Here is an 18,475-nt window from a genome sequence, read left to right on the forward strand (position 1 = left end):
AGAATTATTTTCTTTTAACAATCATTAGGATCTGTTCAAGCGTATCGTTGAAAAGCTCAGGCTTATTAATCGCCCGGGAAACAACGCTAGCGCCCTCGCATAAATTCAAAATAAGCAGAGCCATTTTTGATGGCAGCAGGTCAGCAGTCAGCTCCCCTGCATCAACACCACGGCTGACAATCTTGGTCAACCAGGCAATCTGCATATCGAAATATTCGGTCGCCTGTACTCTGATATTCGGTGGCAGATTGGCCATTTCCGAAGACAAAGCACAGCACAGCGGCATACGCGACGTGCGATAGCTTTCGATGAAAAGCTCTACGTAGGCGGTAAGCATCTGCGCAACCGTATTCTCCGTCGCTTCAATCTGTTCAAATCGGTTTTTGGTATCGGTATGGGCCTGAATCACCACTTGTTCGCCTAAAACGTCTTTGGTTGGGAAGTGGTGATGAATACTGGCCTTAGTGATACCAATGCTCTTTGACAAATCAGCATAGCTGAATGCAGAGTAACCCCGTTCGCGCATCAGATGGTCCGCTTCATTCAGAAGCCTTTCTCGTGTCATGACTGACATATAATCCTCACAATTATAATCTACTAGTTGGTAGATATTATCTGCGCCTGTTGTTCCCTGCAAGGGGACATCAGTTCACAACAGTAATTTAACCTTCTCTGATAACGCGTTTTGGTCGGAGTTAATAGCCATCAGGCAGTAGGGAAATGACAGTGTTCAGGCATTTCCCTCTCTGAGCTTTACCTACACCAACCGAGTATCAATATTGACCGGGTTCGCCAACGTATCGTGGATCGGCGAGCTTTCTGGCAGTGCACGAACCATTTCATCAAGCTGTTCACGGCTGGCGGTCGGACTGGAGAGCTTAACGCCAACACGGATCGCTTTCGCCCCGTTGCGAACTTTTTCGTCAAGACCCAGGAAACCGTTCAGATTAATGTCGAAGTTCAGGTCAAGTTCAATACCATCAAGCTCAATGCCCTTTTCTGCCGCCATCACAGTCAGAGTCGCGGTATAACAGCCGGCAAGTGCCTGCAAAATGTACTCAGCCGGGCCCATACCGCTATCAGTACCCGATAAATCAGCAGGTTCATCGCCAACATTAGCAAATTTTCCGGAGCGACGGGTATCAACCTGGCCGTTCTGAATAGTCGCATGAGTTTCCACACGGACGGATACCCCACCGTTGGATTTACTCTTCATGTTAAAGGTGAGATTGCCCAGCTCTGGCTGCTGGCGAATAGCTTCTCGTGTACCGCGAATAACATTAGCGTCAGCAAAAGGTTTTTTTGAATTAGTCATGACAACTCCTGAAGTGTCGAGTGATCTCAAAGATAAGGCTGGTGCTAAACGCAATCAACCTACTAGATGGTAGATTACTTTAAGATTGAGGTGTTGTCTACCACTATGGCGGGGCAACTTCTTAAGATAGAGCTACAAACAGGGACGTAAACGTTACGATAACCATAGTGGAGACGGCATGCAGTGATCTCACAGTGCGTTGTCGTCTGCTGCAACATAACAGTACAGGAACGAGTTGAGACCGCACAAGCTGACCTGTTTTAACTGGCATCGTAGCGGGCCTGAAAATCCCTGCCCGCTTGAGTGCAAAGATAATCTGCTCTTCAGTAAATCGTGACTTTTTCATCGGCAAAACCTCCGCTCAGGGAAGTTAATATCACGCCGGATTCTCGTTTCTGAATGGGGCCGGATTTTTGATCAGGTCAGGTCGAATTTTTAACTGAGGCGCCGCAACGCGAGCCCCTTGTTTATAACCCACCCTTACGATTTTTTGGATTTTATGATTTTATTAGAATTATTTAAGGACAGAGACAGTTTCTCAATGGCGAAACGAGGCTCGGATGTATTACGGAGAGGGGGAGCAGCATTTCGCCATGCCTCTATTTCAACAAGGCAATCCCATCCTATATAGCCTTCCGGATCATCATGTAAAAGTATTTGAATAACCCCTGCAATATCGAGAGAACCAGGTACGCCTGCTGCAATAGGTTCAAACTCTTCGGCAGGCAGAAACTCCACGGTTTGAGGACGCCGATGAGAACATAGTTTTAGTTCAGCTAAACATGCACCACGATCGTTCCATATTCTTACTATATCACTTTCAAATAGCCCTCTTTGCAATGCATCATTCGGATGCATCCATAAAAAGGCACGGCCAGTCAATGATGTTTTACCCCGCATACTTTTTATAAGATGTAGTGAGTAACGACGAGAAAGTGGAGAACCCAGCCATTCTATTCCTGGGTCCCACATAGGAAACGCATTATTCGTTGAAATATCTCTAATGCCCAATAATTTTTCACGATAAGAATGAGTTTTTTCAACAGGGCTTATCTCATGTGAGTAAAACAAACCAAAACTGTAATCAGGTTCTTGTGATATATCAAACAAATCTTGAATATGAAAATTTTGATCAGAGAGACCTATGTATGAGTTAATTTCCCCAGAATTAACCATGAGCGGTATAACGATATCAGCATGCCTGGACGTCACAGACCAATTTTCAGCCGCCACGATAATCGTATCCAAACTTTTCCATTGCTGTAAAAAATGATTGATATCAGGATGAATTTTCAAAACATCAATATTCGAGTATATCGCCATTCTAGATTGTGTCAGACTCGTCTCGGCTTTTGTAGCCTTAAAAATATCTAACCTTGAACTAACTTCATTTTTGAGCAACGATGTTTGAATTGGTTTATCAAACATTCCGAATCGGAGGTAAGCTGAGCAAGGAGAAAATTTATTCAGTAGAGAAGCCAATAATAGCGCGGAACGGCAGGTCTGCTCTCCAGAAGATGACTCTGACGCTGAATTACCTATATTAATCAAAACACGTGATGTTGCCAGGCGTAGAGCAAGTTGCTTGATAATTAAAGCATCAATGCCACAAACGCCTTCAGCCCATGTGGCATCGAAGGCTTGCCCATCATGTCCTTCACACAAATAATTAACCAAACTCTTTTCGGGGCGCCATTCAGAAGCTGCAATCTTTATAAGCTCTGTACAAAGAGCTAACAGAAGTGATGACTCAGTTGCGGGTCGAAGCGGTAGCCATACTTGGCTTCCCTCTAAAACATTGACCGGTGCAGCATCAACAAAAGGAATAGCTTTTAAAAACTGTAACAGGTGTGGATGTGATGTGTTTTTTATAGAGTCGTTGTTGCGCATACCCACATTAAAAATAAAATCAAAATTCGCATTACCACCAATAGGTTTCATCAATAAAAGCAAGGCATTGTCAAAACCGATTAGATTCGATAATAATCCGAATACCTTTGGAGTAGATGCATACTTTTTTGGGGATATCCCTACTTTCGAAGAGTTAATGATATTGAGGATTTGATGGGGGAAATTTTGCCACTGTAATCCTGTAAAGCTTGCATTAAAAGCAATTTCCACCGAATTACCCAAAGATTTGATCCTTTCAATTTCCCTTTCGATGAGATCAAACACGATGCTCCATTCGACCTTAACAAAAACATCACTACCCCGACTTCCATTATTTTTGCCAGGATTACCTCGCAACCAACCTTCCCTTATTGCGGGTCCTGCAATTTTTATTTTTTCAGGTTGAATATCCATTTTCTCTCTTTTGATATGGCAATAATAATGATGTTTTGGATCGAACGATTTACCAGCGCTGGTAAAAAGGCGATTTAAGTGCTTTACGATCAGTAATAGTGTACACAAATTAATATGTTAATTTACAGTTCAATCTGAACATGAGTGTGATGCACACAGCGCACTAATTACCTTAGTAAAACCTTGCATGCTGCAAGGAAATAACGCGTTAGGAGTATGTAATTATCATAATTAACATTGGTATACCGTCTTGTTTAGTGAACAACCTTACCTACCGACTAATTGAGAGGTAATGGCAGTGCCTAATGTTTTATGGGCGTAAAGGATAAGTGTTGAAGATGAGCGACTAGGTAATCAATGAGGTATCTCACTTTTGGCATCAACAAACGTGTTGATGGCCAGCATAAATAAATGCCTGATGCTGGTAGTACGCGCCACTCAGGCATCAAATGTACTAATTTATTTTGCACTAATGCATCATAACAAAGGTAATCGGCGACAATACCGACACCAGCGTCAGACAAAACATAGTTAAGAACCGCAGCAGAATCGTCACAACGAAACGAACCATTTACAGTAACTGAGTGCTCAACTCTTTCATCACCTTCATGGATAAATTTCCAAATATTGCCAGCGGAACGATATCTTGTATAACGTATACAATCATAGCGAGAAAGGTCTGACGGAATTTGAGGTGCCCCAAACTTTTTAATATATTGAGGCGAGGCAACTAACAAGCGCTGATTGGACATTATCTTGCGTGCGACCAACGAGCTATCCGGTAAATCCCCAATCCTTATCGAGAGATCTATATTCTCTTCAACCATTTGCACATAACGGTCGTTATACGCTGCTTCAATTTCCACTTTAGGATAAAGCTCCAGAAAATCGGCAAGAAGCGAGGTAATATAACGCTGACCAAACGCCACGGGCATTGATATCCTTAAGAGCCCCTGTGGAGATCGGGTCATGGACGTTACTTCAGCTTCGGCAGAATTTAACAACTCATTAATCGACTGACAGTAACGCAAATAAATTGCACCAATTTCCGTTATTACAACACTACGTGTTGTTCTGTTTAGCAACCGCACACCTAAACTCTCTTCTAATCGTATGACTTTTCTGCTAATTGTCGAGGGGGTTTGCCTTAAAATTTTAGCCGCTGCAGCAAAACTGCCGGTCTCAACGACAGCAAGAAAGGCCATTATCAACCCCAAGAGTTCAGGATCTAAGCGATTTGAGATCTTATTTTTAAGATTATCAGCTCTGAAAGTATTCACTAATCCCTCATTCATTAATAATTTTAATCACTGATACGACAATTATCGATAAATCGCTAACGGTGAACGGGAGACATCTATACTTAATCGGTACTCTTTGATTCTAAAGTGTAGCATATCATATTTTTTTGAGAGAGAGTTCAGAGAGACTACGTCTCTCTACATTGTAAAGAATTTAAAAATATCTCACAGTGAACTGATTAGCCTTTTTTCCAGGTAAGTCGCAATACGCGTAGTTGTAAACGCAATAACAAAATATATTCCTGCAGCAACGGTTAAAACCTCGATTGGTCTGGAAGTACTGTCGGCAATAAACTGGCTTTGGAAAATCAAATCTGTCATGCCTACAGTAGAAACAAGTGAGCTTTCTTTAAAGATTGTCACTGCATTGGATAATAAATTAGGTACTGAGCGCAAGATAGTCTGGGGCAAAATGACATAAAGTATTTTGACTCTGGCAGAAAGGCCAAGCGCTATGCATGCATCAAACTGTTCTGAGCCAATTGATCGTTGCGCAGATCTAAATGTTTCACAACACAAAGCGCCCATATAGAGTGACAACGAAATCACAACAGAAATTGCGTTGCCAATATCCAGTCCCAGTATGATAGGCAAGCAAAAGAAAAACCAAAATAATTGTAATAAGACGGGCGTATCACGAAATATCTCCACATAGATGGTGGTGACACCTCGGACTAATAGATTCGTTGATGTGCGACCTAAACTCGCCAGAAAGCCGACAATAATGCCGATTATTAAACTAAGTGCTGTATAGATTAGTGTAATACGTAAACCCGTCCAAAGGGCATCCGAATATTGTAACAAGGAGCTAAAGTCAAGAGTATATTGCATCAAGAACGCCCTCTGATTCGGCGGTTTAGAACCTTTTCAAGGTGTGTAACCAATAGTGAAAACGGGATTGATAACATAAAATATATTACAGCAGCGACCGTGAACACTTCAATAGGCCGATAGCTTGACGTTGCCAAGTTTTTAGCCTGATACATAAGGTCGGCAATACCTACAATGGCCACAAGTGCAGACTGTTGCAGTAATCCGATCATATTCGTCATGAGTACTGGTATGGCAGTAATAAATGCCTGAGGGAAGACAACATACAGCGTGTAAACACGTTTTGTTAACCCCAAAGCAATAGATGCGTCATGGTGTGATGAGGGGATTGCCTGAATTGCTGCACGGTAAGCTTCTGCATTGTAAGCGGCAATGTTGAGGCTTAATGCCAGGATAGCCATTGGAATGGGATCAATATATATACCTAAGAAAATGGGTACACAATAAAATATCCAGACTAATTGTACTAAAGCTGGTGTACATCGAAAAATTTCTATATAGGCAATAGTTGGCCAACGAATAAATTTATATGGGCTCATGGCTAACAATGAAACGAAAAAACCTACAACGATCCCAATGAAGCCAGAAATGGCAGTTAGCTTCAATGTTATCACTATCCCCTGCAGCAGAATACCCAGGTTGTCAAAAACGAAATCAAAATTAAGAACATAGCTTCCCATTTTACTTTCCTATGCAATTTTTTCGACGTGCATTATTTTCTTAAGGAATTCTCGAGTTCGTTGGTTGCTGGGGTTTTCAAAAACCTGCTCAGGTGAACCATCTTCTACAATAACGCCATCAGCGCAAAAAATAACGCGTGTAGCAATGCGCTTTGCAAACCACATATCATGAGTTACGAGTATCATAGACATATTTTGAGAAGCCAAATCCAACATGAGGTTTTCAACTTCTACAACAAGCTCAGGATCAAGTGCTGAAGTTACTTCATCAAAGAGCATCATTTTAGGGTCTAACAACAGAGCGCGTGCTATCGCTACTCGTTGCTTCTGTCCGCCGGACAACATTGCGGGCGATGCATGTGCCTTCTCGGACAATCCAAGTAATGTCAACATCTTCATGGCTCGTTCAGTGGCTTTACTCCTACTCTCACCTCGTACTTTGACTGGCGATAATATAAGGTTACCAATAACAGAGAGATGCGGAAACAATGTATAATGTTGGAAGACCATTCCCACATTTTCACGCAGACGTTTATCAATATAATTTTCTTTGCCATGCACAGCGTTGACTTCAATATAACGTTGCCCTTCAATTTCAATAATACCAGCATCGATTTTTTCCAATCCCATAACGCAGCGAAGCAGCGTGCTTTTCCCACCACCAGAGGGACCGATAACGACTATTCTTTCCCCTGCTTTCATATCAAATGATAATCCAGACAAGACTTTCACGGTCGGGGAGTATTGTTTTCGTAAATTGCGAACAGATAATACAGGTGTATGCATTTTATTATCCTTAAGAAGGCAAGGTAATAACACTTGCCTTCTTACTTAATTGATTAAACGACAATGATTTTGTAGGTATTTTATTACCAGTCAGCCTTACCCAACATTATCTGACCATAATGAATCATCGAATCATCAACCTCACCTAAGGCGACTTTCTCTTCAAGGAAGATATTAAATACCGCAATATCACGGGGTTCCATACTCCGCGGCAACCCAAAACCAATGGCTTGTTTAATGAGTGCTGGCTTAGGGTTTAGCAAAGTCAGGTGATCACCTTGCGTTTTCTGGGCGAGAACTCCACCATCGTAAGGGAAACCACCTACGTCAACCTGACCTGAAAGAATGGCTAACTGGAGTGAAGCGAGTTGTGGAAGGCGAACCACTTGTGCACTTTTAAAGCGTTGAGTCACCGCTTTGTCTTGAGCGGTCCCTGCCACCACGCCTATTCTCATTCCAGGAACGTCTAAGGTCTTCAAATCAGGAGTAGGATGACCAACTTTTTCAGAATCGGTTCTGTAAAGGAAAGTCATTGCATCGTAACCGGCCGGTCCACTGAAACTGATAGCCAGAGCGCGCTGTGGCGTAAGGTTTAACGCAGGCGCCAGATCCCATTTGCCGGACTGAAGACCCGCTACGATGTTATCCCACGTTGTATCAACGAATACCACCTTAACTCCCAGTACGTCTGCAAACTCCTTACACAAGTCTAAATAGGCCCCACCATACTCACCTGTTTTTGGATTTTTCATAACATAAGGCGCAGCAATGGCTGCCGCACAACGAAGCTCTCCACGTTGCTTTACACCTTCCCAGTAATCACTCGCCAGGGTCTGTGTTGCAAATGACATTGTGCTTAGAAAAACGCACGCTGCTACAATCATGGAGAAAAACTTTGACTTGAACTCTAGAAATTTCATGTTATTACCCCTTAATTTTGGCCGAGGTTCCGGCGAATTTTGCGTTTGATTTTTTTAATCTCTTCCACCGAGTGGCGTACCTAAATAGAAGTCCCTATGCCAAGTAGATCCATTCTCGCTTTGTATTCACTGATGGCGTCTTTTTCTGGACAAGCTGTTAATTCAACGGATACTAAACAGGTATGGGCTGCGCATCCTTGACTAAACATTGAAGCAGGTATATCCAAAGTGAGCACATTAGGATTACCTGCGATATCAATATTTCCCTGTTCGGTCTGTGTCAGCCATGCTCCTGTTGGAAGAACCAAAACGCCGGGGCGCACTGCATCATCAACACAAAGGGTTACCAAACACGCACCCCGGCTATTCCAAACCTTCACAGTGCTATCTTGAGAAAGCTTGAAACGCAGGGCATCTTTAGGTGAAATCCTTGCTATTTCACGCCCCTTACGTTTATGAGACAAACTTGCCTCCCCAGTTTCTAATTGACTATGTAAACGCCCCTCTGGTTGATTGGAAATCATATGAAGCCTCTCTCCTACAGCTTCTGAACCCAGCCATTCTTCAGGTTCAATCCAGGTAGGATGAGCTGCACAATCCTCATATTGTAAAGAGCTGAGAAGCCGACTCGTCAGTACAATCTTTTTTGACTCTGTCATGAGAGGATTACCGCTGGGATCACTTCGAAACGCCTGCAGGTGTACCCCATGTGTTTTCACAGGCGTAGGTGTAGAGCCTTCAAGCCAGAATGTCTCAAACTCAGGCATGTCGAAGGCGTGTTCGTTACGGTTTACTGCCCGGGCATCCTCATATAGATATCGCAACCACTCCATCTCCGTTCGTCCTTCAGTAAAGGATCCACGTACGCCAAGATGCTCCGCAATATCTGAAAAAATGTCGTAATCGGACCTCGAAAGTCCAACTGGAGGGATTGCCTGTTGCATAGCAATTATTTTGTCACTTCGAGTGTTCGCTGCTAAGTCGTTGCGTTCAATTGAAGTGGTCGCTGGAAGAATGATATCGGCATGGAGTGCAGTCGCCGTAAAATAGGGGTCTTGTACGATGATAGTTTCTGGGCGACGAAAGGCTTCAGTTAACCGATTGAGATCTTGGTGATGGTGAAACGGGTTACCACCAGCCCAATAGACGAGACGAGTGTCTGGATAACGATGAGTATTACCCTCATAAGTGAATGTTTCACCGGGTTTGAGCAGAAGGTCTGTAATTCGCGCGCAGGGAATGAAAGTATTTATAGGATTTTTGCCTGCCGAAATTGCCGGGTTTTTCCCAACCGTTACCGGCCCTCCAACTCCACCGAGCGATGCATAGCCAAATCCTACTCCGCCGCCGGGCAAACCGATCTGACCACAAATCGCTGCAAGAGCAATTGCCGCCCAATAAGGTTGCTCACCATGATGAGCGCGCTGAAGGCTCCAGCTCATAGCAATCATGGTACGTGTTGTCGAAATTCGATCCGCGAGCTTTAGTATCCAGTCCGCATTGAGTTCAGTGATTTCAGCAGCCCACGCTGCATTCTTTTCAACTCCATCCTTATCTCCGGAAAGATAAGCTAAAAACTCTTCACTTCCGCTACAGTGAGTACGCAAAAATGCAGCATCATGCCGACCTAGCTTCACTACTTCGCAGGAGAGTGCAAGCAACAATGCAGTATCTGTATTAGGCCTGACCGGCCACCAATCTGCGCCTGCCGAAGCAGGAATATCATCACGTAAAGGAGAAATGTGAATGATCTTAACGCCGGCCGCGGTGATTTCTCGAAGACTTGTTTCAAAGGAATGCCTGGCAGAACCTCCTGCTTCATTCTGAGCAGTGCGAGGACTTAACGAGCCAAAAGCAAGCAGCGTCTGACTATGCTCGGCTACTGTATCAAAGGTTGTGCCTTTGCCAACCAGAGCATCGGTATCCCCCAGAACATGACGTAATATGACCGGGCCCGCTGCATAAGAATAGGTATCAACATGTCCTGTATACCCACCCACAAGATTTAACATTCTCTTGAGCATTGTGGACGAATGGTGAAATCGGCCACTGCTTGCCCAACCGTATGAGCCAGCAAAGATGGCTTCGTTACCAAATTCTGATTTTACGCGTTGGATCTCACCTGCAACGAGCCGGATAGCCTCGTTCCAGCTAATCGGAACAAATTCCTCTTGCCCGCGGGTCTCTTTGTTCTTATTTTCCAGCCAGCCTTTGCGAACCATAGGGGTGAGTACGCGACGATCCGTTTTTGCCCATTCTTTTATAGAATGAATAATCGGTGAGGGGTTTGGATCGTCTTTTGAAGGCTCTACACCAATGATCCTCCCTCCTTCAACAAGGATTGTGTAAGCTCCCCAATGACTACAATGTGAAACTCTACGAATATCAGTCATATAAATTACCCAAAGCAGATAATAAGGGAGGGTCAAAAAACGTCATCGTAAGCAAATAGCGCCGGCATTCCCCCGGTATGCAAGAATATAATTGGCCCCGAGCACTCACCCGATTGAACTCGATGAATAAGGCCTGCCATTGCTTTTCCGCTGTAGACAGGGTCAAGGAATATACCTTCAAGCCGGGCAACCAATTCCACAGCTTCTTTCATCTCTTCAGAGGGCTGCCCATACCCTGCCCCCACAAAGCGATCATCAACATTTATCTCTTTTTTATCAGCATTTGGAAATTGTGCTAATTCACTGCCTTCATTTACTATCTGGGAAATTTTTAACTTCAAGTCTGATTCGTTTGCAGCAACGGATATTCCCAGAACCGGCATATCCGTTCCTAAAATAAGTCCCGCCTGAGTACCTGCAGATCCTGACCCGGTAATGATTGTTGGATTTATAAGACCAACTGCCCGCGCTTGATCTTCAATCTCCCGTCCGGCAACTGCATAGCCGAGAGCACCAATAATATTTGAGCCGCCCAGAGGAACGACATAAACCTTATGTCCCTGAGCTTCTAAGTCTGTAATAGCCTGATTAACCGCAGTGTTCACATCTTCCCCCGCAGGTACGCGTTTTATGACAGCACCCACCAGGCGGTCCAGCGTAAGATTCCCCCCATTGGCATAGGCATCTGTTCGGCCAGCAACGGCTTCAGCCAGAACTAAAGTGCATGCCAATCCCAGACGAGCGGCAGCGGCGGCAGTTTGGCGCGCGTGATTTGATTGCAATGCGCCAACAGTGATTACCGCCGTAGCTTTTTGCTTCAATGCTTCAGCCATAAGAAATTCGAGTTTACGAACTTTGTTACCTCCTCCGGCAAAGCCCGTCAGGTCATCTCTTTTCATCCAAATCTCATGCCGCAGATGTTCAGATAGTCTGTCGAGTCGCTGCAAAGGAGTCGGGAACTGTGCGAGCGACACTCTGCTATAACCGTCTGTGTTTTCGAAGATATGCATCTTTATTCCTTTATATAAGAAAGTGTTTTAGAAATAATCGATTGTGCACATACGTAGCCCATCGTCATGTGCGGTCCAATTGTCGTGCCAGCACTTATGGCACGACTTCCAATTGGATTGGCCATCACATTACCTGCCGCATAAAGCCCCTGAATAACATCACCGGTGGTTGAAAGGACCTGTCCTTTTGCGTTGGTTAATGAGCCACCTTTTGTGCCAAGGATTGAGCGATTAATCGGCATTGCGTAATAAGGCCCTTTGCCAATTCCTCCGAGCGACAAGTTTTTTTCGCCAGCTTTCCAGTTCCCCGAACGCATGCGCTCCCAGAGCGCCTCGCCTCGGTGAAAATCAGGATCAAAATTTTGTTTGCAATAGTGGTTAAAAGTATCAACAGTATCTTCAAGCGCTTTCGGATCGAGACCAATTTTTTTTGCTAAAGCCGACAGTGTTGGCGCTTTTCGAATCCATCCTTTTGCACGAAATGCATACCATGCGAATGGCAAATTCCTATAGATAAAGGGCCGATCGCAGATTACCCAGGCGGGTAAATGAAGAGGATTGCCACTTTGGTCTCGCTGATTAAGTACAGCGCCTAAGTTGTAGTCATATTCACTCACAAAACGCTTGGCATAAGCATTGACGATTATGCCGCTAGGCCCTACATGCCATGCTACTGGCATACCATGCGCTCGCCCTTCATAGCGAACGGGTAAAGCAGGATGTACGTTGGCTTCAGTCATCTGATCCAATGCAGCGCCCACCTTTTCTGCAAGTGTAAGTCCGCCGCCGGTATTGGAATCAGGTGTACATAGCCAATCAGTCTTGCCTGCAAAATGCTTCTTATACCGTTTTGGGTCCCATTCAAATCCACCACTGGCTATTAATACGCCATGTTGGGCATTGATTTCTTTTCCATCACTCAACCGCACACCGACCACCGCCCCCTCTTGTGTCAAAAGTTCGGCTATATTTTGTTCGGTGCGCAGTTCTCCACCTTTTGCAATAAACCCTGCTATCAAACCAGTCATAAGCGCTGAGCCTTGCCCTCTTTGGCCAGTCAGTAATCTGCGAGCTAATTCAGGCCACATTTTCCAGATTGTATAGAACGGCCTGGACCATGGATTTGGAGTAAACATCTCCTGAAAGGTAAAAAGATGAGGTAAAGTTGAAGGCCGAATTCTCCTGGCGTAAGGCCCGGCAAGACGACGCGGGAGAACCATAGGCGAGAGATTTCGCCCATATGCTTTGGCACCTTTAACATCAATAGGGTCCGGGGCGGGAGTCAATCTGAAATCAAGCGGCGAATTATTCATCACCATTTGAAGCATAGCCCCCCCATTGTCACAAAGAGCCTTCCAATGATCCCGAAAGCGTGATGAACCTTCACTCTCCAGTGCATTTTCAATATAAGCCAGCGCTTCTTCCGGGCTGTCCTGAACGCCTTCAGCCTTAGCAATATGGTTAGCTGCTACCCAGGTATCAGCGCCAGACATTGCACTGGTGCCACCGACAAAATGGCTTTTCTCTAAAACAACCACTTTAAGACCAGCCACAGCCAGTGCGAGTGCCCCGGTCATCCCTGCGGCACCGGACCCAACCACAATGACATCGTAATCCTCACCGGTAGTTTTCACTGGCCTCATCGTTTGTTCCTCGAAATGTGAATTTTAATTACTTTGTATTATGGGGTGCCTTTCAATTAGTAATATGAGCATTTAAATAAGCACATATTGCTGCCTAGTTAATAACTCCTGAGCTCAAATATTACATTTTTACGTTGAGTTAGATATTCAAAAACAAGCACGGCACTAATGCGTATGGCGCACTAATAAAACAAACCTCACGGTATTATTAGCGTAAAGGCCACTTTAACCTTACTGCATCCTTAAAGATTAATTTTAAAAAGCGTAATGGCATAAGTTATTATTATGTACGTTATGCATAAACATAAGAAAAGGTGGGTGAGTAGAGATTCAATAGTCAACCCTTACTCGCCTGTCATCATATTTACTTATATAAAAAATAATCTCATCACAAGACCAAAATAGGATACGTTGCATTTTAAACGCCATCCAATACCGTTATCTTTTTGAAATAAGCACCATCACCTGAAGACAATCAGGTGATTAGCCTGTCTTACCAAGGATTAGCGGCTGAGTATCTCGCGATGACTCATCTCTCTATTTGGAACCTGGATTAATTATTCGTAAATAAATATTGGCTCTCCCAGCGCCTCTAAGTCGACATCAATACCAAGCCCAGGATTATCAGAAGGGAGTCGTCCGATAGCCCCTTGTGGCCAGTCGCCCAGCGTATAGGTCTGCTCGACGTAGGCAGTACAGAATGAGCCAGCTGCCAAATGACTCGCTGGTGTACTCGCAGCAAGATGCGCTGACGCTGCCGCAATAATACCGCCTCCTGCCATATCTTCGATTGTCACAGGTCGATTCCAGGCAACACAACAATCGCGCACCAGACTTAAGGGGAGTATCCCGCCAAATCGACTAAGTTTAAGCATTGCTAAATCAAATCCATCCTCCTTGTGTGCGCGGAATACCGCATCAATGCTGTCCAAAGATTCATCCAGCACCATTGGCTGAGTGATGCGGCGGCGCACTGATAAATTATCCTCTAATGTTCGGCAAGGTTGTTCGAGAATAAAATCCCTAGGCCCTAATGCATTTAAAAGAGAAAGTGCTTCATGTGGCATATAATTAGCGTTTGCATCCACAACCAGACGATCTAGTTTTGGAGCAACTTCCAGACAGGCTTCTACACGTTCAACATCAGCGCGCCAATCATTACCAATCTTGATTTGTACCGTACGGAACCCTTCATCGGCTAATTTAAGGCAACTGGCAGCCATAATTTCAGGTTCATCCATTACTGCCATTTTGAGCATTGGGAATTCTTTCTGCTGTATCCCGCCAAGGAGGTCAGCAATAGGCAACCCCGCAGCCTTTCCAGCAATATCCCAGCAAGCTATATCGACCGCTGTTTTCGCATACTGGTGACCTTTTACCGCTCTATCCATGATGTTATGGATAACTTTAAGCTGGCGCGGATCGGCTCCGATCAGTTCAGGACCTATTTCGGAAAGTGCGCCAATTGCACCTGAATGCAATGCCACCATATATTGAGCCGAGGAAGCATGTTCCCCCCACCCGCTGATCCCTTCATCAGTATCAATTCGGAGTATCAGACTTGGGAACTCAGTAAACTTTCGCCCTCCAGACAGACGAAATCCACCATTACGCACTGTATACTTAACCGCAAAGCCTGAAATTCTGACGATTTTCATTTTATTTACCTCCGGGTCTTTTATTGATAACGGTATAATAAATAATGCACATTTCTTCCCCATACCCAAAAAATCAGTCAAGAAGGAAAGTATTACGGTAAAGGCGCATGGCAAGATCTAACCCATCCTGCTGAGGGCCTTTGAATGCTCTTGGTGCCTGCTTTTCAATAGGAAGTGGGCGAGCCACCTTTCGCCCCATTGTTATATCCGCCACCATTCGGCCAAAGTAACTATTTGCTGCTATACCGCGACCATTACATCCTATCGTTCCAATTAATCCGTCTTCTGGTGATAACAATCTGGGAAGATGATGATTCGTCAACCCAATTGTCCCCTGCCAAACATGGCTCCATTGTGGTGCGGGAAGTTGAGGCCACAGGCGTTTCAAAACCCGCTTCCCCCAAGCTTCTATCGAACGTCTACTGTCGTCAGAAAGATTGCCCAGTGAACCAATCATCAATCGCCCCTCGGGGTCATAACGCAAAAAAAGCGGTATCTTGTGAGTATCGTAGAGAGAGTGGCCTGAGGGTAAAATGAGGCCTCGCAACTTTTTGTCCAAAGGACAAGTGGCAACCCCAAATGCACCACAGGTGACAAGGGCTTGCGCAAATGCGGGATGTAAAGAACCTGTGTAAGCGTTTGTAGCCATAATGACTTTTTTAGCTCGGATAGGATGTCCCTCTACAGTAGAAACAATCCAATCAGCCCCCTCTCTGCTAAGGGAGGTGGCACGAACATTTTGGTAAAGTTGCCCCCCCTTTCTGAGTACAGCATTAGCTAATCCTCGAACGTAAGCCAACGGTTGAATAGTAAACCCCCTATAGTCCATTAAGGCTGTTTTCCAACGCTGTGAGCCCGTAATTTCAAAGAGTTTATTCCCTTCAAGAATCTCTACAGGCTGGCCTAAATCAGACCAAAGCTTAACCTGACGATGAAGCATTTGAGCAGTTTTAGTATCATGCGCTGCGCGGATGACCGGACGAAAATCTGCATAACAATTAATATCATGTTCGATAAGGATTTCTTTGACCAAATCAGGTCCTTTGCTGAGCTCATCAACAAAGATATCGCCATACTCGACGCCTAATATTGCTCTTATCTCATCGGGGCCAAGAAATTGCCCTGGATTCACCATCCCCGCATTTCGACCAGATGCGCCTTCCCCAAACTCACCGGCCTCGATCAACATTGCATCAACGCCGAGTTTTGTAAGCTGTAGCATTGCCGTCAGACCATTGATCCCTCCCCCTATCACCAATACATCGACATTTGCGCTGCTATTTAATGGCTTAGTTACCACGGACTCACCCGCAGTAGCAAACCACATTGACGAGGCAAGGGCATTCTCCTTTCCGGCAAAATGGCTTCGCTGTGCATTAAGTAAACCTGAAAAAATCGACATCCTTACTCCCAGGTGAGAATTTTTTATAAATTAAGATGAGCAGACCTATCTATAAAAACCATGAAATGAAGGATTAATAAATCAGTCCAGACGCACGACATTAGTGTGTCTCGCGCATCAATTCACATCGATGAAAAGGATTCTATAAATTTCAAGATGACTTGGGGTCAGCACGCTTAGTAAACGGGCTTCTATCTTTTCACGCTCGGGTGCCTTAAGTGCTTATTCCGATGTTTATCTGGCTTACGACCGGCAGCAACGTGATGGCATACGTATGCTATTGGCGCAGAACGAACGACCCACTCTCTAGGAAAATCCTTTAAGCACCTTGCATTGAGCTGGCATAATGGCGCGTCAGATTTTCCGGATTCGCTCTGGTACCTTCATTGTTCAATGCACTTATCCGCGATTTCGTTTTCTCGATCTCATGATAGACTCTTGCGACATCTTCAGCTTTTGCGCATAGGACAATCACCACTCAGCTGGTATCGGCCTCCACAATATCCCTGGGTTCGGCATGCATGTTACTGATGGAGACAGGCTGGTTTACTGAACTGACCTGCAGCCTGTCCTTACGGATTCAAACAAAGCGGCCTCTGGTAAACATCGGATACATATATCATGAGCTGTATCGTGCTGCCGTCCGAGTTCGGCATATTGCTAAGCATCTTAATCGCTTGTGAGCTATGACCTCCTGACGGCACAGAATCTAGCATCTCTAACAGTACCCAAGTATAGAAGCATAGTTTTCAGTAGTTATTGAGTATGAAGGACTGATCAAAAGAAACAATATAGGTAATCCTCATAAAAGTTATTTCTCTCGTACTAAATAACCGTTATAGACTGAAATCACAGAACGATTGACCGAAGTGAAATCAACATTCAGCAATTCAATTAGCGGGGGAGCGACCATATGGAAATCCACAACCGGACTCCAAATGTATATGACTTGCTTGAAATAAACAAAATCCTACTTTCAACTTCAAATAATGGTGAGTCATTTGAGAAAGACTTACATCTCAATGGATTCATAGAAAAACCATGGGGATATGAGTATAGAGTTTATTGTGATTCTATTTTTGATGTATGGCGCCTTCATATATCAAAGAATCAATCCACTTCAATGCATTGTCATATACTCAAAGACACCGTCCTTATATGCCTACATGGTGATGGCGAGACCAGATTTCTTGATGGTACACATCAGGCGTTAAAATCTGGGGACAGCATATATATTGCAAAAGGTGTATTCCATCAGACTATTTCGGGAAAATCAGGCATCGAATTAATCGAAGTTGAAAATCCAAGAAACAAATTCGACTTACTCAGACTTAAAGATAATTATGGCCGGCAAAATATGGCATATGAAAAGAAATCACAGGAACATGATCTTTTACCTCCTTTGCAACAGATAGCTGCAGGCACATTGATCAGAGAACATGACCTACACAAATTAGCATACTTTTCCGTCAAAAATCTTGATAGAAAAATGTTGAATGACGAGGATGATTTTATTTTTATTTCATTAGATGTAAAAAGCCATCTAATGGGAAAGATTCATATCCTACGAGCTAAAGATGCCATCTCAGAAATGTACTGTGGTCAGAATGTATTTTTAATTAACTTCCCGTAACGCAATAAGAAGGAAAATAACATGTCTAATCCGACACGAGTAGTGATAATCACTGGTCCAGGTTTTCAGGATCACGATGTAGTTTATACTTACTATCGTTCTAAAGAGGAAGGATACGATATATCTATTGCAACAAAGGATGGAAGTGCAGTGACAGGGAAATATGGCATCACTGTTCCTATGGATAAAAGATCCAAAGACAATATTAATTTTGATCAACTCAACGCCACTGATTTTGATGCTGTTATTCTCACTGGCGGTCATGAAGCGCCTGATAGAGTTCGCCAAGATCAGAGAGTTAAAGATTTTCTAAAGCAGATGGTAATACAGGGGAAAGTTGTGGCTGGGCTCTGCCATGGTCCCTGGATTATGATTTCTGCCGGTATTCTAAGAGACAAACTCACCTGCGCTTATGTTGGTCTGAAAGACGATATGGTTAATTCCGGCGCCAATGTAATTGAAGCAGATGTAGTTGTCGACGGGAATATCATAACTTGCTCCTATTATGCTGAATGTGGAAAATTTATGCGTCAGACATTCGATGCAATAGATAGATGGAAGCGCGGCGAAACTCTTAAAGAACCGCTGGTGGTATAATT

General features: G+C 44.2%; 15 protein-coding genes. 2 read left to right on the forward strand and 13 right to left on the reverse strand.

Going from position 1 to position 18,475, the window contains the following annotated elements:
- Window positions 1-4: 4 nt before the first annotated feature.
- The 13 genes from J1781_RS08990 to J1781_RS09050 all read right to left on the reverse strand — a co-directional run bounded on the left by J1781_RS08990 (window position 5) and on the right by J1781_RS09050 (window position 16,243).
- The gene (locus tag J1781_RS08990; protein WP_024359925.1) at window positions 5-574 is read right to left on the reverse strand and encodes a TetR/AcrR family transcriptional regulator; all 570 of its coding nucleotides are present in this window, start codon (window positions 572-574) and stop codon (window positions 5-7) included.
- A gap of 183 nt (window positions 575-757) precedes the next feature.
- Entirely contained in the window at window positions 758-1,315 is a 558-nt protein-coding gene (locus J1781_RS08995; RefSeq protein WP_015697011.1) for an OsmC family protein, read from the reverse strand.
- 480 nt (window positions 1,316-1,795) lie between these two features.
- A complete protein-coding gene (locus J1781_RS09000) occupies window positions 1,796-3,619 on the reverse strand; it encodes a molybdopterin-dependent oxidoreductase (RefSeq protein ID WP_217138370.1) in 1,824 nt (607 codons plus the stop codon).
- Between the two features lie 302 nt (window positions 3,620-3,921).
- Window positions 3,922-4,899 carry a LysR family transcriptional regulator gene (locus J1781_RS09005; protein ID WP_158414308.1) on the reverse strand — a complete coding sequence of 326 codons (978 nt, stop codon included), beginning with the start codon at window positions 4,897-4,899 and terminating at the stop codon, window positions 3,922-3,924.
- A 186-nt stretch (window positions 4,900-5,085) separates the two neighbouring features.
- Window positions 5,086-5,751 carry an amino acid ABC transporter permease gene (locus J1781_RS09010; protein ID WP_217138371.1) on the reverse strand — a complete coding sequence of 222 codons (666 nt, stop codon included), beginning with the start codon at window positions 5,749-5,751 and terminating at the stop codon, window positions 5,086-5,088.
- Window positions 5,751-6,431, reverse strand: coding sequence for an amino acid ABC transporter permease (locus J1781_RS09015; protein ID WP_049132102.1), 681 nt, complete (start codon window positions 6,429-6,431; stop codon window positions 5,751-5,753). Before J1781_RS09015 ends, J1781_RS09010 begins: the two co-directional genes overlap by 1 nt.
- Window positions 6,432-6,440: 9 nt before the next feature.
- The gene (locus J1781_RS09020; RefSeq protein WP_049132101.1) at window positions 6,441-7,217 is read right to left on the reverse strand and encodes an amino acid ABC transporter ATP-binding protein; all 777 of its coding nucleotides are present in this window, start codon (window positions 7,215-7,217) and stop codon (window positions 6,441-6,443) included.
- A gap of 83 nt (window positions 7,218-7,300) precedes the next feature.
- Complete coding sequence (locus J1781_RS09025) at window positions 7,301-8,137, reverse strand: transporter substrate-binding domain-containing protein (RefSeq protein WP_217138372.1); 837 nt, start codon at window positions 8,135-8,137, stop codon at window positions 7,301-7,303.
- Window positions 8,138-8,217: 80 nt separating this feature from the next.
- Window positions 8,218-10,530 carry a molybdopterin-dependent oxidoreductase gene (locus J1781_RS09030; RefSeq protein ID WP_217138373.1) on the reverse strand — a complete coding sequence of 771 codons (2,313 nt, stop codon included), beginning with the start codon at window positions 10,528-10,530 and terminating at the stop codon, window positions 8,218-8,220.
- A gap of 32 nt (window positions 10,531-10,562) precedes the next feature.
- Window positions 10,563-11,540, reverse strand: a complete 978-nt coding sequence (locus J1781_RS09035; RefSeq protein ID WP_217138374.1) for a D-cysteine desulfhydrase family protein — start codon at window positions 11,538-11,540, stop codon at window positions 10,563-10,565.
- A 2-nt stretch (window positions 11,541-11,542) separates the two neighbouring features.
- The gene (locus J1781_RS09040; protein ID WP_217138375.1) at window positions 11,543-13,183 is read right to left on the reverse strand and encodes an FAD-dependent oxidoreductase; all 1,641 of its coding nucleotides are present in this window, start codon (window positions 13,181-13,183) and stop codon (window positions 11,543-11,545) included.
- 557 nt (window positions 13,184-13,740) lie between these two features.
- A complete protein-coding gene (locus J1781_RS09045; protein WP_049132097.1) occupies window positions 13,741-14,841 on the reverse strand; it encodes a mandelate racemase/muconate lactonizing enzyme family protein in 1,101 nt (366 codons plus the stop codon).
- A 73-nt stretch (window positions 14,842-14,914) separates the two neighbouring features.
- Window positions 14,915-16,243 (reverse strand): NAD(P)/FAD-dependent oxidoreductase, encoded by a 1,329-nt coding sequence (locus J1781_RS09050; RefSeq protein WP_217138376.1) that lies wholly within the window; start codon window positions 16,241-16,243, stop codon window positions 14,915-14,917.
- 913 nt (window positions 16,244-17,156) lie between these two features.
- Between J1781_RS09050 and J1781_RS09055 the strand changes: the two genes are divergently transcribed.
- Window positions 17,157-17,876 (forward strand): cupin domain-containing protein, encoded by a 720-nt coding sequence (locus J1781_RS09055; protein WP_217233458.1) that lies wholly within the window; start codon window positions 17,157-17,159, stop codon window positions 17,874-17,876.
- A gap of 21 nt (window positions 17,877-17,897) precedes the next feature.
- Window positions 17,898-18,473, forward strand: a complete 576-nt coding sequence (locus tag J1781_RS09060) for a DJ-1/PfpI family protein (RefSeq protein ID WP_024359927.1) — start codon at window positions 17,898-17,900, stop codon at window positions 18,471-18,473.
- Window positions 18,474-18,475 lie beyond the last annotated feature (2 nt).

Source organism: Rahnella perminowiae (genome assembly GCF_019049695.1).
Classification (GTDB): domain Bacteria; phylum Pseudomonadota; class Gammaproteobacteria; order Enterobacterales; family Enterobacteriaceae; genus Rahnella; species Rahnella perminowiae.